The organism is Streptomyces sp. CBMA29 (assembly GCF_014596445.1).
Lineage (GTDB): Bacteria > Actinomycetota > Actinomycetes > Streptomycetales > Streptomycetaceae > Actinacidiphila.
In genome coordinates, this window is record NZ_MECL01000025.1 from 53564 (window position 1) to 74056 (window position 20493).

General features: G+C 71.7%; 16 protein-coding genes. 10 read left to right on the forward strand and 6 right to left on the reverse strand.

Features of this window, described 5'->3' with window-relative positions; genetic code table 11:
* Nucleotides 1-307 precede the first annotated feature (307 nt).
* On the forward strand, nt 308-4846 hold the full coding sequence (locus BGM09_RS03850) for an FtsK/SpoIIIE domain-containing protein (protein ID WP_188279950.1): 4539 nt from the start codon (nt 308-310) through the stop codon (nt 4844-4846).
* A 39-nt stretch (nt 4847-4885) separates the two neighbouring features.
* Here BGM09_RS03850 and BGM09_RS03855 read toward each other — a convergent pair whose 3' ends face one another.
* Nucleotides 4886-5386, reverse strand: coding sequence for a hypothetical protein (locus BGM09_RS03855; protein WP_188279951.1), 501 nt, complete (start codon nt 5384-5386; stop codon nt 4886-4888).
* A 287-nt stretch (nt 5387-5673) separates the two neighbouring features.
* Between BGM09_RS03855 and BGM09_RS03860 the strand changes: the two genes are divergently transcribed.
* The 5 genes from BGM09_RS03860 to BGM09_RS03880 all read left to right on the forward strand — a co-directional run bounded on the left by BGM09_RS03860 (nt 5674) and on the right by BGM09_RS03880 (nt 10050).
* Complete coding sequence (locus BGM09_RS03860) at nt 5674-5895, forward strand: hypothetical protein (protein ID WP_317452509.1); 222 nt, start codon at nt 5674-5676, stop codon at nt 5893-5895.
* Nucleotides 5896-5900: 5 nt separating this feature from the next.
* Entirely contained in the window at nt 5901-7244 is a 1344-nt protein-coding gene (locus tag BGM09_RS03865; protein WP_188279953.1) for a putative T7SS-secreted protein, read from the forward strand.
* 168 nt (nt 7245-7412) lie between these two features.
* A complete protein-coding gene (locus BGM09_RS03870) occupies nt 7413-8294 on the forward strand; it encodes a hypothetical protein (protein ID WP_188279954.1) in 882 nt (293 codons plus the stop codon).
* A 140-nt stretch (nt 8295-8434) separates the two neighbouring features.
* Nucleotides 8435-9274 carry a hypothetical protein gene (locus BGM09_RS03875; protein WP_188279955.1) on the forward strand — a complete coding sequence of 280 codons (840 nt, stop codon included), beginning with the start codon at nt 8435-8437 and terminating at the stop codon, nt 9272-9274.
* Nucleotides 9271-10050 carry a hypothetical protein gene (locus BGM09_RS03880; protein WP_188279956.1) on the forward strand — a complete coding sequence of 260 codons (780 nt, stop codon included), beginning with the start codon at nt 9271-9273 and terminating at the stop codon, nt 10048-10050. The genes BGM09_RS03875 and BGM09_RS03880 overlap by 4 nt, the downstream gene beginning before the upstream one ends.
* 121 nt (nt 10051-10171) lie before the next feature.
* Here the strand turns inward: BGM09_RS03880 and BGM09_RS03885 are convergent, their stop codons facing one another.
* Together BGM09_RS03885 and BGM09_RS03890 are read right to left on the reverse strand one after the other, a co-directional pair.
* Entirely contained in the window at nt 10172-11137 is a 966-nt protein-coding gene (locus BGM09_RS03885; RefSeq protein ID WP_317452514.1) for an alpha/beta hydrolase, read from the reverse strand.
* 487 nt (nt 11138-11624) lie between these two features.
* On the reverse strand, nt 11625-12317 hold the full coding sequence (locus BGM09_RS03890) for a metal-dependent transcriptional regulator (protein ID WP_188279958.1): 693 nt from the start codon (nt 12315-12317) through the stop codon (nt 11625-11627).
* 124 nt (nt 12318-12441) lie between these two features.
* Here BGM09_RS03890 and BGM09_RS03895 point away from each other — a divergent pair, with 124 nt between their 5' ends.
* A complete protein-coding gene (locus tag BGM09_RS03895) occupies nt 12442-13203 on the forward strand; it encodes an SIS domain-containing protein (protein ID WP_188279959.1) in 762 nt (253 codons plus the stop codon).
* A 127-nt stretch (nt 13204-13330) separates the two neighbouring features.
* On the opposite strand, the gene BGM09_RS03900 is transcribed toward BGM09_RS03895, so the two are convergent.
* Both BGM09_RS03900 and pdxH read right to left on the reverse strand, forming a co-directional pair.
* Nucleotides 13331-14779, reverse strand: a complete 1449-nt coding sequence (locus tag BGM09_RS03900) for a PAS domain-containing protein (RefSeq protein WP_411158252.1) — start codon at nt 14777-14779, stop codon at nt 13331-13333.
* Between the two features lie 356 nt (nt 14780-15135).
* Complete coding sequence (gene pdxH / locus BGM09_RS03905) at nt 15136-15774, reverse strand: pyridoxamine 5'-phosphate oxidase (protein ID WP_188279980.1); 639 nt, start codon at nt 15772-15774, stop codon at nt 15136-15138.
* 376 nt (nt 15775-16150) lie between these two features.
* On the opposite strand from pdxH, the gene BGM09_RS03910 reads away from it, so the two are divergent.
* Both BGM09_RS03910 and serC read left to right on the forward strand, forming a co-directional pair.
* Complete coding sequence (locus tag BGM09_RS03910) at nt 16151-17251, forward strand: citrate synthase 2 (RefSeq protein ID WP_188279961.1); 1101 nt, start codon at nt 16151-16153, stop codon at nt 17249-17251.
* Nucleotides 17252-17442: 191 nt separating this feature from the next.
* A complete protein-coding gene (gene serC / locus BGM09_RS03915; RefSeq protein ID WP_188279962.1) occupies nt 17443-18561 on the forward strand; it encodes a phosphoserine transaminase in 1119 nt (372 codons plus the stop codon).
* A 121-nt stretch (nt 18562-18682) separates the two neighbouring features.
* Here the strand turns inward: serC and BGM09_RS03920 are convergent, their stop codons facing one another.
* The gene (locus BGM09_RS03920) at nt 18683-19738 is read right to left on the reverse strand and encodes a hypothetical protein (RefSeq protein WP_188279963.1); all 1056 of its coding nucleotides are present in this window, start codon (nt 19736-19738) and stop codon (nt 18683-18685) included.
* 47 nt (nt 19739-19785) lie between these two features.
* On the opposite strand from BGM09_RS03920, the gene BGM09_RS03925 reads away from it, so the two are divergent.
* Complete coding sequence (locus BGM09_RS03925) at nt 19786-20466, forward strand: GDSL-type esterase/lipase family protein (RefSeq protein ID WP_188279964.1); 681 nt, start codon at nt 19786-19788, stop codon at nt 20464-20466.
* Nucleotides 20467-20493 lie beyond the last annotated feature (27 nt).

Consider the following 20493-nt stretch of genomic DNA (forward strand, 5'->3'; position numbering starts at 1 on the left):
GCCTTACAAACACCCTCAAGGCGCATCCCGTGACAAGCGACTCACAGCCTTGCAACAGAACGGAACGGCTTCCGTGACATGCCCACGCTCGGGCCGCACGCTACCCCACCCGCCCCGTCCACCCCTCTTCCCTCCGGCCTGAGGACCACTGTCCCACTCGCGACGGGGGCCGTGTCCAGCCCTGTTCCCGGCCTGTGGATAAACCGGTGCAGGTTATCCACAGGCCGGGCACCTGGCCCCCCACGACCGGCCTCCAGCGGATATCGTCCTGAGAAACCAAGTCGAATCCGGGGGAACGAGGAACGTCGTGCGTCTGTCGTTGACCGTGGTCGACCCGCTCGGCGGGGACCGCGCCGATGTTGTGGTGGAGACCGAGTCCGCGTCGACCGTCGCGGATGTCGCGCGCGAGCTCGGACGGAGAGTCGGCGGCGGCGGCGCGGAGATCATCTCGATCTCCGGCGGCCCCTCCCGCGCCCCCGGATCGCCCGCGGTGTACGTGGACGGGTACGCGGTCGACCCGAGTTGGTCGGTGGCCCAGTCACCGCTGCGCGAGGGCGCGGTGGTCAGCCTCTACGACCCGGCGGGCTGCCTGCCGGGGGAGCCCGCAGGTGTGGTCGAACTCCGGGTCGCGGGCGGCCCGGACGCGGGCGCGGTCCACCGTCTGGGCATCGGCAGGGTGGAGATCGGGCGCGGCGCCTCGTCCCGGATCCGGATCGACGACTCGGAGTTGGCGGAGCGGGCCGCGGTGCTGACCGTGGGCATGGGCGGCACCTGCCAGGTCACGGTCGGCGGTGACACGAAGGAATGGCCGCTCGGCGACCAACTCTCTCTCGGCAACAGCCTTCTGGAGCTGGGCCCCTATATCCCGCCGAACGCGGCGCTGCATCCCGGCGAGGACGGGGCGACGTACGACTACAACCGTCCGCCGCGGCTGTCGCCGCCCGAGCGGACCACCGTCTTCCGGCTGCCGACCCCGCCGAAGGAACCGGCCGGCCGGCCGCTGCCGTGGCTGATGGCGGTCATGCCGCTGCTCATGGCCGTGATGATGGCCTTCATGATGCACCGCATGATGTACCTGTTCATGGCGGTCGTCAGCCCGATGGTCATGGTCGGCAACCACTTCATGGACAAGAAGAACGGCCGTAAGTCGTACGCGAAGACGGTCACCGAGTTCCGCGAGCGCAAGGAACGCATCGAGCAGGACGCCAACAAGGCGCTTGACCTCGAACGCAAGGACCGGGCCGCGGCCTCGCCCGACCCGGCCACCGTGCTCAACACCGCGACGGGGCCGCGCACCCGGCTGTGGGAGCGGCGACGCGGCGACGCCGACCACCTGCTGATCAGGGTCGGCACGGCGAAGCTGCCGTCCGAGGTGATCCTGGACGACCCGGAGCAGGAGGAGCACCGCCGCAAGGTCACCTGGGAGATCGACGACGCCCCGGTCGCGGTGGAGTTGCGCAGGCTCGGCGTGATCGGTTTCGCGGCGCCCGGCGACGACGCGCGGGCGATGGGCCGCTGGGCGGTGGCGCAGATGGCGGCGCTGAGCAGCCCGATGGATGTGCAGTTCTATGTGCTCACCGAGCAGTCGGGGCAGCAGAGTTGGGACTGGGTGCGGTGGCTGCCGCACTCGCGGCCGACCGACGGGCAGGACGCCAGCGCGCTGCTGGGCACGGACGCCGAGACGGTCGCGGCGCGGGTCGCGGAGCTGACCTCCATTCTGGACGGACGGCAGAAGGCGAAGCAGAAGTCGGGCAGCGCTGCCAATCACGCGGCCTTCTTCAAGGACCCGGACATCGTGGTGATCCTCGACGGGTCGCGACGGATGCGGTCGCTGCCCGGCGTGGTGCAACTGCTGCGCGAGGGCCCCGGTGTCGGGATGTTCGCGATCTGTCTGGACTCCGAGGAGCGCTTCCTGCCCGGCGAGTGCCAGGCCGTGGTGATAGCGGAGTTCGAGGCGCCCGCCGTGGACGCGACCGTCGCCTCCGTTCCGGAGACCGCCGCGTCGGCCGTGCCCCGGCAGGGCGGCTTCCCCTCGGTGAACGCCTGGTACGCGGGCGCGCGGCAGGCCCAGGCGGTGGCGGCGGAACCGGCCTCCGGCGCCTTCCGGTTGCGCGTCGAGCAGGCGGGGGTGGCACGCATCCGCAAGGTGCGGCCCGACCTCGTCTCGCCCGCCTGGTGTTCCCGGCTGGCCCGCTGCCTGTCGCCGATCCGGGACATCAGCGGTGACGCCGAGGACTCCGCGATCCCGTCCGCCAGCCGCCTGTTGGACGTCCTGGAGATCGAGCCGCCGACGGCCGACGCCATCGCCTCGCGCTGGCGGCTGAGTCCGATCTCCACGCAGGCGGTGGTCGGCGAGTCCTACGACGGTCCGTTCGCGATCGACATCCGCAAGGACGGGCCGCACGGCCTGATCGCGGGTACGACGGGTTCGGGTAAGTCGGAGCTGTTGCAGACCATCGTGGCCTCGCTCGCGGTGGCGAACACCCCCGACGCGATGACGTTCGTGCTCATCGACTACAAGGGCGGTTCGGCGTTCAAGGACTGTGTGCAACTCCCGCACACCGTGGGCATGGTGACCGACCTCGACGCCCACCTGGTGGAGCGCGCGCTGGAGTCGCTGGGCGCGGAGCTGAAGCGGCGCGAGCACATCCTGGCCGAGGCCGGGGCCAAGGACATCGAGGACTACACCGACCTGATGCGGCGCCAGCCCGAGCTGAAGCCGATGCCGCGGCTGCTGATCGTGATCGACGAGTTCGCCTCCATGGTCCGTGAACTGCCCGACTTCGTCACCGGTCTGGTCAACATCGCCCAGCGAGGCCGTTCGCTGGGCATCCACCTCATCCTCGCCACGCAGCGGCCGAGCGGTGTCGTCTCACCGGAGATCCGGGCCAACACCAACCTCCGGATAGCGCTGCGCGTCACCGACGGCAGCGAGTCCTCCGACGTCATCGACGCCCCGGACGCGGGCAACATCTCCAAGTCCACTCCGGGCCGCGCCTATGTGCGGCTCGGTGCGACCTCGCTGGTCCCCTTCCAGTCCGGCCGGGTCGGCGGACGGCGGCCGGGCGCGGTCGAGAACGTGACGGTGGCGCCCTGGGTGGGCATCGTCGACTGGTCGCAGCTCGGCCGTTCGGCTCCCCGCCGCCCCGCGGGCGCCAAGGGCGAGGAGGACGAGATCACCGACCTGAAGGTGCTCGTCGAGGCGATCTGCGAGGCCAACGAGCGGATGGCGATCCCGCCGCAGCACAGCCCGTGGCTGCCCGCGCTGCCCGACAGTCTGCTGCTGGACGAGCTGCCGGCGCCGGTCGCCGCGGGGGCGCTGCCGTCCGCCGCGTACGGCATCGAGGACCTGCCCGCGCTCCAGGCCCGGCGCCCGGTGACCATCGACTTCCACACCTTCGGCCACCTGTTGGCGGCGGGCGCCCCGCGCTCCGGCCGCTCCCAGCTCCTGCGGACGATCGCGGGCTCGCTGGCCCGTACGCACTCCACCGCGGATCTGCACCTGTACGGCATCGACTGCGGCAACGGCGCGCTGAACGCGCTGACGAAGCTTCCGCACTGCGGCGCGGTCGTGGGCCGTGCGCAGTCGGAGCGGGCGATCCGGCTGATCGGGCGGCTCAAGGCGGAGATGACGCGCCGTCAGGAGCTGCTGGCCGGTGACGGGTTCGCGGACATCGGCGAACAGCGTGCGGCGGTGACCACCGAGGAGGAGCGGCTGCCGCACATCGTGATCCTGCTCGATCGCTGGGAGGGCTGGACGCCCTCGCTCGGCGAGCTGGACCACGGGGCGCTCAGCGACGAGCTGTTCATGTTCCTGCGGGAGGGCGCCTCGGTCGGCATCCACCTGATCATCACCGGTGACCGCACGCTGATGGCGGGCCGGATCTCCACCCTCACCGAGGACAAGATCGCCTTCCGGCTCGCGGACCGCTCGGACTTCTCGCTGATCTCGGTCAACCCGCGCAAGGTGCCGGACGAGATCCAGCCGGGCCGCGCGTACCGGGCGGAGTCCGGTATCGAGACGCAGGTCGCGCTGCTCACCGACGACTCCACCGGTCAGGGCCAGGCCGCGGCGCTCGCCGCGATCGGCGCCGCCGCCACCGAGCGGGACGCGACGCTGCCGAGGGCGCGGCGGCCGTTCCGGGTGGACGTGCTGCCCTCCCGGCTGTCGTTCGCCGACGCGTGGGAGATGCGCGACACCGACGCGGCACGCAATCCGCTGTGGGCGCTCGTCGGCGTCGGCGGCGACGAACTCACCGGCTACGGGCCCGACCTGTCCGACGGCCTGCCCGCTTTCGTCATCGGCGGCCCCGGCAAGTCGGGTCGCTCGACGCTGCTGCTCACCCTCGCGCGCAGCTACCAGCAGCAGGGCGTGAAGCTGGTCGTCGCGGCTCCCCGCCCGTCGCCGCTGCGTGAACTGGCGGGCGGCGAAGGGGTGTTGCGGATGTACACCGACAGCGACATACCCGCCGACGACCTCGGCAAGGCGCTGGAGGAGGCCGAGGGCGGCCCGGTGGTCGTCATGGCCGACGACGCGGAGCTGCTGCGCGACTGCGACGCCAAGGATGTGCTGAAGGAGATCATCGCGCGCGGTTCCGACCACGGCCGGGCCGTGGTCATCGCGGGCGGCGAGGAGGACATCTGCTCGGGCTTCTCCGGCTGGCAGGTCGACGCCAAGAAGGCCCGCCGCGGTGTGCTGCTCTCGCCGCAGCAGACCATGAGCGGTGAACTGATCGGTACTCGGCTGAGCCGCAGCAGCGTCGGCGGGCAGGTCACGCCGGGCCGGGCCCTGCTCCACCTCGGCGACGGTGAGCCGCTGACGGTGACGGTGCCGCTGACCACCTGAGCAGCCGCCGTGGGGACCGGCGGCCTGACGGGCCGCCGGTCAGCTGCTGGGCAGTCCCGTGCGGGAGAAGATGTCGGTCGGGCCACCGGTCCAGCGCACGGTGAGGGTCTTGCCGTCACCGGTCAGTTCGCCGTGGCCGGAGGTGCGTTCCTTGTCGCCGTCCATGCAGGTCAGCGTCAGGTCGAGGCCGCCGCGGTCGGTGTAGGTGCCACCGCACAGGTGGCTGCTGGTCAGCCCGGCCTTGCCCTTGCCGAGGACGAGTTGGACCTTCGTCGGACCTTGCGTCGCCAGCCAGACGCCCTCGACGCCCTGCGTCGAGTCGCCTCCGACGCCGGACGACGCGGTCGGGCTGCCCGACGCGCCCGGCTCGGCCGACACGCTCGCCGCCGTGCCCGGAGCGCCGGTCGCGGACGCGGACGCGCTCGCGGGCGGCGCCTTCTTCGCCTCGTTCCCGCCGCCACCGCCGCACCCGCTCGCGGCGAGTGCGGTGACGACCGCCACCGCGGCGATTCCCGCTCCCGTGGACGTCCGACGAAGCACCTGAACTCCCCCATGTCGCTGTCTGGACCCGGCGTCGGCAAGCTACCAGCAGGTCCCCGGAGCAGGCGTGGGTAAATCGGCGCACACACGCGACTGCCACAGGACCGTGACCAGTGGGCCATCGGCGGCCCGCATACGCCTAATAGAGTAGGGGCCCTGAGATCCGCACGCGGCCCGCGGAATCTTACGTAATGCCGAGAAAGGGTTGATTTTCCATGGGGGACTTGCAGATCAACGGGACGGTGATGGGGGACTTGCGAAAGACGTTCTCCACCATTGCGGACCGAATGGACACGGTGAGCCGGGCGATGGGCAATGCCAACGGCGAGTCGGTCGGCGCGCCCAAGCTGATAGACGACGTCCACGACTTCGCCGACGACTGGCACTACGGCATCAAGCAGATCGGCCAGCACGCCGACACCGCGGTCCACATGATCGACCAGATCGGCAAGACCTTCGACGACGCCGACCTGCAACTCGCCAACTCCCTCAAGACCGGCGGGAAGTGACGGGCGTGACGCGCAGCTTTCCGCATCTGGGCTTCGACCCGACGCCCGGGGACGTCGAGCGGACCCGCTCGCTGGCCCGGCAGATCGGTGATGTGCACACCGAGTTGAGCACCACGGTCTCCGAACTGGGTCGGCTCGACTGCGGTTACTGGAAGGGCGAGGCCGCCAGGGCCTTCATTTCCCACATCGACAGCGATGTCACCCCGTTGATCAAGAAGGCGCACGACTCCTTCGGCCGCGCGTCCAGTGCGCTGGGCCGTTGGGCCGAGCAGCTCCACGGTTTCCAGGCGGAGGCCGACACGCTGGAGCGGGAGGCCGCCACCAAGCAGGGCACGCTCGACCACGCGAAGACCTCGGCGGGCATCCCCACGGACAACAGCGTTCCGCACCCGCAGCCTCAGGCGTCCCCCGACCCGGACCCGGCTGCCGCCGCCGACGCGAAGAAGAAGCAGCAGGCCGTCACCGACGCGAACAACGCGCTGGACGGCGTGCGCCACCGCGCGGAAGAGCTGCACAACCGTTTCACCAGCGCCGCCAACGCGATCAGCCACGACCTGGACAAGGCCGGTGACATCGCCCCGGACAAGCCGGGCCTGTTCAGCCGCATGGTGCACGGCATCGAGGACGCCTGGAACGACACGATCCAGTGGGTCAAGGACCACGCCGACATGATCAAACTCATCGGCGACCTGCTCAGCGACCTCAGCGGCCTCCTCGGCGTGCTGGCCATCATCACCGCTCCCTTCGAGCCGCTGGGCGCGATCTTCGCCGCCGCGGCCGTCGTCACCAGCGCCGCCGCGCTGATCACCCACCTGATCGCCATGGCCGCGGGCGCCGACGTGAGCTGGATGAGTATCGGCTTCGACGCGCTGGGCGCGATACCCGGAATCGGCGCCTTCGCCAAGGGCGCCAAGGTCGCCGACGGAGCCATCGCCGCCACCCGCGCCGCCGAACTCGGCGAGGGATTCCGCGGAGTCACCACCATCAGCCGGAACTTCGTCGGCAAAGCGGGCGATTTCATCGCCGGTGGCAAGCAGATAAAGCTGTTCAAGAACGTCACGCTGGAGTTCGGCGGCCTCAAGACCGCCGGGCAGGTCATCTCCGACGGCAAGATCATCAATCGTATGCAGACGGTTTCCGAGCAGCTTTACCACGGTGGCCAGTTGATCGGCACGAAGGGCATCAAGATGGTCACCGGCGGCCGGGTGGCGATCGACGCGATGAGCAACGTGGGCCGCTCCATCGACGTGGGGCTCAAGCTCGCGCCGAAGCTCTACTCGATCCCGCAGCACATCGGCGAGGCCGTCCACCTCGGCGACCGCTTCGACCGGGCGGCCACCGCCAACTGACGACCGGCGCCAACCGGCGACCGGCGACGACCGGCGACGACCGGCGACCGCGTACGGTCGTATCCGCACGGCCGCCGCACGAGGACTCCGCGGGCGAGGTCGACAGCGATCCCGCACCGTGACGTCGCACAGTGACTCCGCTCAGAGCCGACCGAAAGGCGCACGACGATGGACTGGTTCCCGGATCAGGACGAATCCACGCTGGTACGTACGCCGATCCGTTTCGCCACCGGTTACGCGCATCCGGTGGCGGGCTCGCGGTGGTTCCGGGACACCGAGCGGCGCGACATCCAGGCGGAACTGCCGGGCTGGCCCGCCGGGCCGGAGTACGCCCTGCACTCCAAGACGACGCAGAAGGTCGACCGGGTCGGCGGCGGGCTGCTCGGCGGCATCGTGACCGCGCTGCATGTCGCCGTCGAGGCGGTGACCGGCGGCAACTCGGTGCAGGTCGGCGGGGCGTCGCGGTCGGCGCCGCAGGACCCGGCGAACGAGTCCGAGGACTTCCCGGTGATGTGGGCCGCGCCGGGGACCGTCGCCCGTACCGTGCCGTGGCAGTTGGACCCGGCGCGCAGCGCGGAGCGCACCCGCGTGGACGCGGTCGTCACCGAGCGCCGCTTCCTGCTGCTGGGCGTCGGGCCGGACCTCACGGCGTCCGCCACCGTCCTGTGGGAGACGCCCCGCGAGTCGGTGGGCGGCGCCGAGCAGTTGGCGTTCAGCGAGGGCGGGCACGATGTGCGCGTCACCTTCACCGACGGGTCGTGGGTGCGACTGTCCACCGGAGCGGCCGACAAATTCGCCGGGGTGCTGGCCGAGCGGCGCAAGCCGCTGCCCGAGTCCGAACTGACCGCGGGGCAGCGCGAGCGGCTGGCCCGTTTCGTCGGCGAACTGCCCGCCACGGCGCAGCCGCCACACGCCTTCCGGCTGGCCAGCGGCGTCGTCCTCGTCGAGTCCCAGGTCCCGGCGAAGGCCGGCAAGGGGCTGTTCGAGACCCACTCCGTCATCATGGGCGAGTCCGGCGAACCGGCCCGCCCACAGCCCGGCGACCTCTGACCCGGCGGTCCTCGGCCGCCGTCCGAAGCCCCACCGTCCGAAGCGCCACCGTCCAAGGCCCCACCTCCAAGGCCCCAACGCCCGACGCCCCGACTCCCCTTGACGACCTCTGCCGTCCAGAACCTCTAGGCGAGACCACCATGACGACTCCCCCTCCGGACGCCATCACCCCGGAAACCCCCGCCGCGGCGGGCCCGACGGCCGCGACGGACGACACCGGCCCCGACCTCCAGGCCGTCGAGATGTCGGACGTCCCCCCGCTGTCCTTCGTCGTCCCCGAGTCCTTCCACGGACTGCCGATCGCGGCCACCCCCGAGGAGCGCGCCGCGCTCGCCGAGGAGTTCGTACGGGAGATGTACCCGGAGGGCAACGACGACCTGTGGACGCCCGCCGCCCCGTACTACGCGGCGCTCGGCGAGGCGATGGGCGACCGGGGACTCGCGTACTCCGCGATGGGCCTGTTCTCCATCGACGAGGGCATAGCCCACTGCTCCTTCACGGTCGCCGCGATCGCCTCCGACCACCCCTCCCCCGAGGTCGCCGCCCTCGGCATCCGGGAGATCCTGGTCCGCGAGGAGACCAACGACGCCCGCTGGCTCGACCTGCCCTGCGGCCCCGCCGTCTCCTGCGTGACCCTGCGCGAATACGTCATCGGCGCCGAACTCACCGCCAGCGGCAAAGAGGTCAAGCTCCAGATGGGCCAGGTGCAGGTGTACGTGCCCTTCCCCACCGGCCCCTACACCGCGGTCTTCACCCTGGACACCGCGGCCGTCAACTACTGGGGCGAGTTCAGCGAGCTGACGATGGCCATCCTGCGCAGCGTCAGCTTCGCGGACGACGACGGCACGGTCCGGGACGGCCAGACCGTGACGCCGACCGGCCCCGGCGCAGGCGCAAGTGCGGGTGCGGGCGAGGACCCGGGCCCAGGCGCAAGCACCGGCACCGGCACCGGCACGACCTCACCGCAGGCCGACCGATGACGGCGCCGCTTCCCGGCACGTCCCAGGACCCGGAAGCGGCCGGACTCCCCGCCGGATCCCCCACCGGATTCGCCCGCGTGTGGGAAGCGGGCCGGATCGGCTCCCCGACCCGCCGCGCCGCCTGGGCACGCTGCGCCGTCACCCTGCTGTTCACCGTGCTCGCGACCGTCGCGGTCGCGGTCGGCTGGTCGCACGCCACCTACGCGGGCTCCTTCGCGGTGGCGGGCGTCGCCCTGATCGTGGTGACCGCCTCGGTCACCATGGTGCTGACGCTGTACTGGCTGCACGGCTCCATCGGTCAGGTCATGTACGGTTTCCTCCTTCTGCTCTTCTGCATGTTCGTCGGTGGTTACGCCGTCTCCAGCGCGCTGTTCGCGGCGCGCGGTGAGGTGTCCACCGGTGTGATCGCCGAGTACACGGACCGCACGACGCTGCGTACGTCCTGGGAGTCGTGCCGGGTCCGGCTGGACAGCGGCGCCATGGTGGACCGGGAGATCCGCTGCGACCGGGCGTCGGTCGGCAAGCACGTCACCGTGACGCAGGACCCCTCCGGCATCGCCGCCCCCGCGTTCGGCGACCGCACCGACGGCTCACCCGTCCTCTCCGGCTTCGTCGGCGGCGCCTTCCTCCTGCTCGCCTTCACCATCGTGCGCGCCACCGCCGCAGGCGAGCGCTACCGGCTGACCGGCACCGCCAGCCCCGCCGAGGGCCCGAACCCCGGCTACTACCCCCGCCGGCTGGCCTCCCCCGAATACGGCTCCCGCGCCTCCGCCTGACCGGACACCGACGCCTGCCTGCCCCAGCGGCAGGGAAGCCGGTCGGCACGGCGATCACCACGGCCTCCGGAAGCCCCCCAGCCCCCACCACCGCCGGACGCCCCGCCGGACGCCCACGGCCTCAGCAGCCCTCCGCCGACCCCGCCGTCTGCGGCTCCGCCAGCGCGCCCCGCAGGAAGCCCTCGACCGCCTCGCACCACGCGTCGGGCTGGTCCCACGGGACGAGGTGACCGGCGTCCGGGATCTCCGCGTAGCTGCCCCGGGGCAGCACCCGGACCATCTCCTGGGCCTCCGCGCGGCCCAGCTCGCCGTCGAGACCGCGGACGACGAGGGCGGGGCAGCCGACCCGCGCCAGCTCGTCCCAGTGGGCGTCACGTATCCAGGGGTCGCGGGAGCGCAGCAGATGGCGGGGCGCGTAGAGCGGGCGCCAGCCGTCACCCCGTTCCTCCATGACCTCGGCGAAGAAGTCACCCCTGGCCGGATTCGGCGGATCGGCCCACGGATCCTCCACGCCGAACCACCGGCGCGCGTCGGCGAGCGTGTCGAAGGGCAGCGGCCAGGACCGCGTCCAGTCCTCCCACTCGCGCTGCCCGGCCTCGCCGAGCGCCGCCGCGCGCATGTCGCAGATGACCACCGCGGCCACGAGGTCGGGACGGCGCGCGGCGACCTGCCAGGCGGTGAGCGCCCCCATGGAGTGGCCGACGAGGGTGACCGGGGCGAGGCCGAGCTGTTCGACGGCGGCGACGGCGTCCGCCACGTACGCCTCCGGGGTGTACGGGCCCTCCGGCTTCGCGCTGCGTCCGTGGCCGCGCTGGTCGAGGGCGACGGCCCGGTAGCGCGAGGAGAGACGGCGGGCGGTCGGCGCCCAGTGCGAGGCGCGGCCGAGCAGGCCGTGCAGGAGGAGCACGCCGGGACGCCGGGCTCCGGATTCGGGACCGGATCCAGGTCCAGGTCCGGCTTCGGAACGGGAAGGGGAATCACCACCGGAATCACCACCGGAACCGGAACGGGAACCGGAATCGGCGCCGGAATCCACCTCGGCCGCGTAGTCCCAGGCGGCGAGCCGGACCCCGTCCGCCCCGATCACCTCGGTGCGCCGGGTCGCATGCCGCGTCGTGTGCCGAGCCGAGTGCCGAGCCGTCTGTCGCGTCGTCTCCCGCGTCACGTAGCCAGCCATGTGCCCCACCCCCTTCCGTCGATCTCGTCCGTCCGTCCGGCCGCACGCTCGCGGTCGGCTCGTCCAGGACACCCACGCTTCGTCCAGGACACCCACGCTTCGTCCAGGACCCCCACGCTATCGAACTTTTATTCGAACAAGCTCGTCACGCGCCCAACACCGCTCTTTCGAGTGACAACGCTCAAGGATTGGCGGCTCAGGCCGAGGGGAGGACTTCTGCGGGGCGCGGCGCGCAGGGGAAGCGGGCCGCGGGAGGCACTCGGGAAGCTCGGGGTCCCGGGTCCTTCGAGGGGGTCCCATGGGGAGGGGCAAGGGGAGGGACATGGGGAGGAGGGCCCCGGCGCCGTTCGACGGCGCCGGGGCCCTCACCCTCCAGGAAGGCACGAAGGCCGTGGGTCTACCGCTTGGCCACGAAGACGTGCGAGGCGATCTCGGCGTCCAGTTCGGCCGCCTCGCCGCCGCTGCCGACGAGGACTCCGCCCGCCGACGACGTGACGCTGACCACGGCGCCCGGCTGCACACCGGCCCGCCGCAGCGTGTACATCACCTGCGCGTCGGTCTGGATCGGCTCACCGATCCTGCGCACCACGACGCTCGCCCCGGCCGCCCCCGGCTGCAACTCGTTGAGACTGACCATGCCGTCCTCCAGGAACGGATCGGCCTCGCCCTTCTCGCCCAGCTCCTCGAGCCCGGGAATCGGGTTCCCGTACGGCGACTCGGTCGGGTGGCGCAGCAGTTCGAGCACGCGCCGCTCCACCGCCTCGCTCATCACGTGCTCCCAGCGGCACGCCTCCGCGTGCACCTGCTCCCACTCCAGGCCGATCACATCGACCAGCAGGCACTCGGCGATGCGGTGCTTGCGCATCACGCGGGTGGCGGTGCGGCGCCCCTCGTCGGTCAGTTCCAGATGCCGGTCGTTGGCGACGTGCAGCAGCCCGTCGCGCTCCATCCGCGCCACCGTCTGGGAGACCGTCGGGCCGCTCTGGTCGAGCCGCTCGGCGATTCGGGCGCGCATGGGGACCACACCCTCCTCCTCCAACTCCAGGATGGTGCGGAGATACATCTCCGTCGTGTCGATCAATCCGGACATGCGCGCCCCTCGTTCGTTCGTGCGTGGCCCTCAACCAATTCTGACGCATAGCGCCGACAACGGTCCCCGATCCGGTCCTCGCCCTTTCTTGACACCGGCTCGCGGGGGCCGCACGGTGATCCGCATGAGTGAGCCTCGCGAGTCCCTGGCCGACCGATACTTCGACGCCGCGATCACCCTTCTGCACCGGATCAGGGACGAGGAGGCCGCCGGGATCCAGGCCGCCGCGGACGCCGTCGCCGACGCCATCGCCGCCGACGGCCGGGTCTTCGTCTTCGGTGCCGGCCACTCCTCGCTGCCCGCCCAGGACGTGGTCTACCGGGCGGGCGGCCTCGCCCTCATCAATCTCCTGGCCGTTCCCGGCGTCGTCGGCGTGGACGTGATGCCCGCCACCCTGGGCAGCGCGCTGGAGCGGGTCGACGGCCTCGCGGGCGCCGTCCTGGACACCAGCCCCGTACGGCCGGGCGACGTCCTGTTCGTGATCTCACTGTCCGGGCGCAACGCACTGCCGGTCGAGATGGCGCAGAACGCCCGCGCCCTGGGCCTCACCGTGATCGGCGTCACCTCGGTCGCGTACGCCGAGCAGACCCGTTCCCGGCACGCCTCGGGCACCTTCCTCAAGGACCACTGCGACATCGTCCTCGACTCCAAGATCGCGGTCGGCGACGCGGAGCTGACCGACGACGCCATCCCCGCGCCCTTCGCGCCCGCCTCCACGGTCGTCATCAGCGCCCTGATGCAGGCCGTCGTCGCGACCGCCGCCACCGGGCTCGCCGCCCGCGGCGTCACCCCGCCCATGCTGCGCTCGGGCAACGTCGACGGCGGCCACGACTGGAACGGCCGGATCTTCGAGGAGTACCGGGAGCGGATCTTCTTCCGGCACTGACCGGCGACGGGGCCGCCCGCACCGAGCTGCCGGTGCCGGTGCCGGTGCCGGTGCCAGCAAGCGACAGGGGCCGCCCGCACCGAGCCTCGTCCACTGCCCGCCGACGCCCCGCGAAGGGCGCCGGCGCTCAGCGGTCCCCGGTCAGCCCCGCCAGGTCCAGCGCCATAGCGACCCGCGCCGCGACGTCCTCCGCGTACGCCGCGTCCGCCCGGTCGAAGAGCCTGCGCCCCGAGCCGCGCAGGAAGGTGAGCGCGCCGACCGTACGGCCCCTGCTGCGCAGCACCGTGGCCAGCCCGTGCACGGTCCCGGCGGGCCACCGCCTGGCCGCCGCCCACTCGTCGATCCGTTCACCGGTCGCCGGTTCGTCCGCCGTCAGCGCGCCGAAGCTGGCGCGTACGGTGCCGATCCGCTCCAGTGCCTGGAGGACGGGGTGGGCGACGCCGTAGCCGACCGGGATGGAGTTGTCCCCGGTGGCGTCGGCCGGTCCCGGCTCGCCCGCCGGGGTCGCCGCGATCCGGATCAGACGGCCCGCGTCGTCGGTGATGTCGACCAGGGCGTGGTCGGCGAATCCGGCCAGTGCGAAGTCGAGCTGCAAGGTCGCGGCCTCAAGGGCGCTCTCGCACTCGGCGGCGGCGCGGTCGGCGCGGTGGAGCTGCTGGTAGCGGAACCGCACCTGGGCCCCGTCCTTCTCCAGCGCCTTCTGCCGGGTGATGTCCAGGAAGAGCCAGCCCACTCCCAGCGGTACGGGTTCCTCGCCCAGCGGCGACCCGAGGCGGACGAATCCGCTGCGCCAGCAGTAGCGCCCGCCGGTCTCGTCGCCGCGCACGGTCAGCCACAGGTCGGTGGTGGCGGGCGGCGCGCCCTCGGAGAGCACGTGCTGGAGTACGTTCTCCAGCTCTTCGACGCCCTGGGCGAGCAGGTCGCCCAGCGGTCTGCCGAGCAGCGAGTCGCGGCCGGTGCGCAGCAGGCGGGCGGCGTGCGCGTTGACCACGGCGGGGCGCAGATCGGCGTCGATCAGTACCACACCCCATGAGGCGTCTGTGAAGAGCACTTCGCTGAGAGCGATCGAGCGTTCCAGGTCGATCTGCGCGTGCACCTCGGAGAAGGCGCAATAGACGCCGCTCGGCTGCCCGTCGGCGCCCTGCACGGCCGCCGACTGGGTACGGACGAGGACCCGGCGGCCGTCCTTGGTGACGAGCGCGAATTCGTGCACCTGGCGGCCGGGGCCGTCCATGGCGCCGAGCAGGCGTTCCTCGGTCTCGCGGGCGTCGGCCGTACGCGCCGCCCAGCCGGCGAATCCGTGCCGCCCTATCGCGTCCTGCGCGGTCCAGCCCAGGATGCGGACGGCCTCGGAATTCCAGTGGGTGATCACGCCATCGCGGTCGAAGGCGCACAGGCCCGCTTCCATGCCGTCGAGGAGCGCGGCGAGCAAGTGCTCGTCGCCCTCGTGCCCGTCATGGCCCCCGTCCGGGGCAATGCCGTCGCCACCCCCCTGGCTCCCGTGGACTTCGCCACCGCTGTTGTCGCCACTGCCGCCGTCATCGAGCGGCTTTGATTGCGCGTCGAAAGGCTGCACGTCGCAACATTGAACTCTGGTGTGGGCTGCGTCACACGAGATTCGCATAAATAGGTTGTGCGGTTCCGGCCGGCTTCTTACTGTTGCGGGACACACGAAGGGAGGTGGTCTGACGCATGATGTGCACTCGGACACGTGAGGTGGCTGCGGGCTAGCTCCGCGCACTGGGCGTGCGCGAAGCGCGCCAATCCCACGCAGTTCACCCGACCCGCGGGCTCGTCGGACTTGTCCGGCCGGTGCCCGGAGCCTCCTGGCTCCGGGGAGCAGCCCGCGGGTCGTTCGCGTTTCAGGACCCGCGTTCCAGGACCCGCGTTCCAGGACCAGCGGTCCCGGACCCGCGCTCCAGGACCCGTGTTTTACGGCGCCAGGCGCTCGATTCCCCATCCGCCGTCCGCACCGCGCGTATAACGCAGCCGATCGTGCAGCCGGTTCTCCCGGCCCTGCCAGAATTCGACGGTGCGCGGCTCGACCCTGAAGCCGCCCCAGAACGGCGGTACGGGCACGTCCGACCCTTCCGGCCAGCGCGCGCACAGCTCCGCGTAGCGCGCCTCCAGCACCTCGCGTGAGGCCACCACGGCGGACTGCTCGCTCGCCCAGGCGCCGATCCGCGAACCGTACGGGCGGCTGCGGAAATACGCCGCCGTCTCGTCCCGCGGCACGCGCGCCGCCGAGCCCCCGACGATCACCTGGCGGGCGATCGGATGCCAGGGGAAGAGCAGCGCCACGTGCGGGTTGGCGGCCAGCTCGCGGCCCTTACGCGACGCGTAATTGCTGAAGAAAACGAATCCGCGCTGGTCGTAGCCCTTGAGCAGGACCGTACGGGAGCTGGGTACGCCGTCGGCGCCGGCCGTGGACACCACCATGGCGTTGGGTTCGGCGAGCGCGCCGTGGTCCCGTGCCCGTACGGCGTCGGCGAACCAGCGGGCGAACTGCTCGCAGGGGTCGGCGGCCAGTTCCGGCTCGGTCAGTCCCGCGGCCCGGTACTGCTCGCGCATCGCCGCCGGGTCCGCGGCCGAGAGGGGCTTCACCTGGCGCTCTTCATGTGGTTGTCGCACGGGCACATCTTGCAGGACGGCGGGTCCGGGCGCCGACGTCCGCGAATGTGCCGGAACTCACGCTGTCCGGCGCGTCCGGCAGCAAGGAGAATTGCCAGCCGGGGCCAGGTGCAGGGGCCGGATCCTGTCCGACGGACCGTGGACGGTCCAGGCTGATCCGGATGGAGCAGGGTGACAGCCCCTCGGGCGGGGCATGACCGTGGGGTCGGCCCGTCCGGCACACTCCCGCCCGCACACCCCCGGGCACCGTCGTCATCTCATTCATCAGGCACTGCCGCACCACCGCACTGTCGTGATCATCAAGAGGAGCCGCCTCATGTCCGACTTCGTACCCGGACTCGAGGGAGTCATCGCGTTCGAAACGGAGATCGCCGAACCCGACAAGGAAGGCGGTTCGCTGCGTTATCGCGGTGTCGACATCGAGGATCTGGTCGGCCATGTGTCCTTCGGGAACGTGTGGGGCCTGCTGGTCGACGGGAAGTTCAACCCCGGTCTGCCGCCCGCCGAGCCCTTCCCCATCCCGGTGCACTCCGGCGACATCCGGGTGGACGTGCAGTCCGCGCTCGCCATGCTCGCCCCGGTCTGGGGTCTCAAGCCGCTGCTGGACATCGACGAGGCGGAGGCGCGCGACGACCTCGCGCGCGCCGCGGTGATGGCGCTGTCGTACGTCGCCCAGTCCGCGCGCGGCCAGGGGCTGCCCATGGTGCCGCAGAACGAGATCGACAAGGCGCACTCCATCACCGAGCGGTTCATGATCCGCTGGCGCGGCGAGCCCGACCCCAAGCACGTCGCGGCCGTGGACGCGTACTGGACGTCGGCGGCCGAGCACGGCATGAACGCCTCCACGTTCACCGCCCGGGTCATCGCCTCGACCGGCGCGGACGTCGCCGCCGCGCTGTCCGGCGCGGTCGGCGCCATGTCGGGCCCGCTGCACGGCGGCGCGCCCTCCCGTGTCCTCGGCATGATCGAGGAGATCGAGCGGACCGGGGACGCGGAGGCGTACGTGAAGGCCGCCCTCGACAAGGGTGAGCGCCTGATGGGCTTCGGCCACCGCGTCTACCGCGCGGAGGACCCGCGGGCGCGCGTGCTGCGGCGTACGGCGCGCGAGCTGGGCGCACCGCGCTACGAGGTCGCCGAGGCGCTGGAGAAGGCGGCGCTCGCCGAGCTGCACGCCCGCCGCCCCGACCGGGTGCTCGCCACGAACGTCGAGTTCTGGGCGGCGATCATGCTGGACTTCGCGGAGGTCCCGGCGCACATGTTCACCTCGATGTTCACCTGCGCCCGTACGGCCGGCTGGTCCGCGCACATCCTGGAGCAGAAACGTACCGGCCGCCTCGTCAGGCCCTCGGCGCGCTACGTCGGGCCCGGTGTCCGCGGACCGCGGGACATCGAGGGTTTCGCGAGCATCGCGCACTGAACCGCGGCGCATGCGGCGCGGGGCGCGGGAGGGCCGTCAGGCCGGTCCTCCCGCGCCCCTTCGCCGTTTCGCGCGCCGGTGCGCGACAGAAGGCCAGGTGCCCGTCCGGCCGGGGCGCACAGCCTGTGTGACACCGTCTCACCCGATGGAACGCTCCCGGAAACCCGCCCGTGACGGACTACGCTGCGACCGTGGCCGATATCGAGATTCCCGCTGACATCAAGCCCGCCGACGGACGATTCGGGGCGGGCCCCTCCAAGGTGCGGACGGAAGCGCTCGAAGCGCTGGCCGCCACCGGGACGTCCCTGCTCGGTACCTCCCACCGGCAGGCGCCGGTGAAGAACCTGGTGGGCCAGGTCCGCCAGGGAGTCAAGGAGCTCTTCTCGCTGCCCGACGGCTACGAGGTGGTGCTCGGGAACGGCGGCTCGACCGCGTTCTGGGACATCGCCACGCACGGGCTGATCGACAGCAAGTCGCAGCACCTGTCCTTCGGCGAGTTCTCGTCGAAGTTCGCGAAGGCGGCGCAGCTCGCGCCGTGGCTCCAGGAGCCGACGATCGTGAAGTCGGAGCCGGGTACGCACCCGGAGCCGGTCGCCGAGGCGGGCGTCGACGTATACGCCTTCACGCACAATGAGACGTCCACGGGTGTCGCGGCGCCGCTGCGCCGGGTCGCGGGCGCGGACGACGGGGCCCTGGTCCTGGTGGACGCCACCTCGGGCGCGGGCGGCCTGCCGGTCGACATCACCGAGACGGACGTCTACTACTTCGCGCCGCAGAAGAACTTCGCGGCCGACGGCGGCCTGTGGGTTGCCGCCTTCTCCCCCGCCGCGCTGGAGCGCGCGGCCTCGGTCGCCGCGTCCGGGCGGCACATCCCGGCGTTCTTCGACCTGCCGACGGCGATCGACAACTCGGTGAAGAACCAGACGTACAACACCCCGGCGCTGTCGACGCTCTTCCTGCTCAAGGAGCAGCTTGAGTGGATCAACGGCCAGGGCGGTCTGGAGTGGGCGGTCAAGCGCACCGCCGACTCCGCGTCGCGGCTGTACGGCTGGGCGGAGAAGTCCTCCTTCGCGACGCCGTTCGTCGCGGACCCCGCGCAGCGCTCGCAGGTCATCGGCACCATCGACTTCGAGGACGGCGTCGACGCGGCGGCCGTCGCGAAGGTGCTGCGGGCCAACGGGATCGTGGACACCGAGCCGTACCGCAAGCTGGGCCGCAACCAGCTCCGGGTCGCGATGTTCACGGCCGTCGACCCGGCCGACGTCGAGGCGCTGACCGCCTGCGTCGACTACGTCATCGGGCAGCTCTGACCGCTGCTCCACGAACGCACGACCCGTACGACCCGTACGACAGCACCGCGACCCCGGCCGGGCAGGACGGCCGGGGTCGCGCCGTATCGCCGTATCGCCGTATCGCTTCGGTCAACAGGCGTCAGTCGCGGTGACGTTCCCGGTTGCGGCGCAGCAGTTTGCGGGCGCCCACGCCGATGGCGCCGATCACGGCGAGCACCCCGATGCCCACGACCCTGCTGCCGGTGCTCGTGGTGCCGGTGTCCTTGACCGTGCCCGGTGAGGCACCGGGCGAGGCCCCGGGAGAGGCCCCGGCGCCCTTGTGGTCGTCCGCCGACGCGCTCGCCGAGGCGGCCACGCTGTCGGGCAGTTCGTCGCCGCTGAGCGGCGCGCGCCACACGTCGCTGTTCTTGCCCTCGCTGCCGAACATCAGATTCCGGCCGTCGGTGGTGAAGGTGACGGACTCGCCCTGCCGTTGCATGGGGACGTCGAGGCCGCCGATCTTGTGCGGGGCGCCGTCGGCCCAGCGGTAGCCGGTCGCCCCGAGGTAGCCGCGCAGCACCAGGCGGGTGCCGTCGGGCGAGAAGGCGCCGTCGGTCACCCAGGGGACGTCGGCTATGCGGTGGAAGGTGTTGACGCCGTCGGCGCTCAGCTTGGCGGGACCGGCGTAAAGGGCCCCGCCCTCCTGGTTCTTACTGGCGATGTAGACCCGGCCCGTCGTCGGATGCACCATCAGGGCTTCGGCGTTGCGGGGTCCCGCGTCGTAACGCACGGTGTAGCGGGTGACGTCGACGGTCCGGTCGCCGAGTTGCCGGGGCTCGGGGAAGCGGTAGATCCAGACCTCGGGCCAGGTGCCGCCCAGGTTGTCGCCGATGTCACCCACGTAGAGGTCGCCGTCGGGGCCGAGGGAGATCGCCTCCACGTCCCGCGCTTGGATGCCGCGCAGGGTGACCCTGGCCACGGTCTTGCCGGTGGCCGAGTCGACGGCGTAGACGTACGGGCCGTCGTCGCTGTCGTTGTGCGTCCAGTACACGCCGGGGTGGAGGCGGCTGGCGGCCAGGCCGCTGGACTCGGTGATCCGCGGGTCGCTGAGGGAGAACGCGACCGAGGGGCCGCTGTCGGCGACGGCGGATACGGCGGTGCCGCAGGCCAGGGCTACGGCGGCGCACGCGGCGGCCGTCAGGAGATACGCACGCATGCACCCCAGTGTCCCTGGTCGGCGGACGGTCGGGGATGATGCCCGGCATGCGTTACCTATTCGTCGGCGACTCCATGACCGTGGGCGCCGCGGGCGACTACACGTGGCGCTACCGCATGTGGCAGCACCTGAACGACCTGGGCGAGCCGTTCACGGTGGTGGGACCGCGCACCACGCTGTACGACACGGCGGCCGACGCGGCCGTCTCCCGCGACTACGCCGACCCCTTGTTCCCGGAGCGGGCCAGGCGGCATCTGGCGGGCTGGGGCGAGGGCTGGCACCACATGGTGCCGATGATCGGCGACGTCGTACGCGAGCACCGCCCGGACGTGCTGCTGATATCGCTCGGCCTGATCGACCTCGGCTTCTACACCGACGCCGAGCAGACCGCGCGCAATGTGGAGCGGTTCATCGCGGCGGCCCGCGCGGCGGGCCCCGAGCTGCGGATGGTGCTGCTGCCGGTCATCCCCAACACCAGGGCCGATCTGGATCCGGGCTTCGCGGACCAGTGCGCGGACCTGAACACCCGCATGGCGAAGGCGGTCGCCGAGCACGACTCGCCCGCCTCGCCGCTGCTGCTGGCCTCCCGCCCCGAGGGGTACGACATCCTGCTCCACACCTACGACGGCACCCATCCCAACGCGGCGGGCGAGCACAAACTTGCGGCGGCTTTCGCGGACGCGATGTACCAGGCGTGGGATATCGGGGCGCCCTACAACGAGTACTGAGCCGAACGGCGCCCGGACGGCGGGCAG

Excerpts from the sequence above, each read along its gene's own strand:
- pdxH (WP_188279980.1), bottom strand. The coding sequence starts at position 15,774 with ATGCGCGAGCAGTACCGGGCCGCGGGACTGACCGAGCCGGAACTGGCC.
- BGM09_RS03895 (WP_188279959.1), top strand. The coding sequence starts at position 12,442 with ATGAGTGAGCCTCGCGAGTCCCTGGCCGACCGATACTTCGACGCCGCG.
- BGM09_RS03920 (WP_188279963.1), bottom strand. The coding sequence starts at position 19,738 with ATGCGTGCGTATCTCCTGACGGCCGCCGCGTGCGCCGCCGTAGCCCTG.
- BGM09_RS03890 (WP_188279958.1), bottom strand. The coding sequence starts at position 12,317 with ATGTCCGGATTGATCGACACGACGGAGATGTATCTCCGCACCATCCTG.
- BGM09_RS03875 (WP_188279955.1), top strand. The coding sequence starts at position 8,435 with ATGACGACTCCCCCTCCGGACGCCATCACCCCGGAAACCCCCGCCGCG.
- BGM09_RS03925 (WP_188279964.1), top strand. The coding sequence starts at position 19,786 with ATGCGTTACCTATTCGTCGGCGACTCCATGACCGTGGGCGCCGCGGGC.
- BGM09_RS03880 (WP_188279956.1), top strand. The coding sequence starts at position 9,271 with ATGACGGCGCCGCTTCCCGGCACGTCCCAGGACCCGGAAGCGGCCGGA.
- BGM09_RS03910 (WP_188279961.1), top strand. The coding sequence starts at position 16,151 with ATGTCCGACTTCGTACCCGGACTCGAGGGAGTCATCGCGTTCGAAACG.
- BGM09_RS03870 (WP_188279954.1), top strand. The coding sequence starts at position 7,413 with ATGGACTGGTTCCCGGATCAGGACGAATCCACGCTGGTACGTACGCCG.
- BGM09_RS03860 (WP_317452509.1), top strand. The coding sequence starts at position 5,674 with ATGGACACGGTGAGCCGGGCGATGGGCAATGCCAACGGCGAGTCGGTC.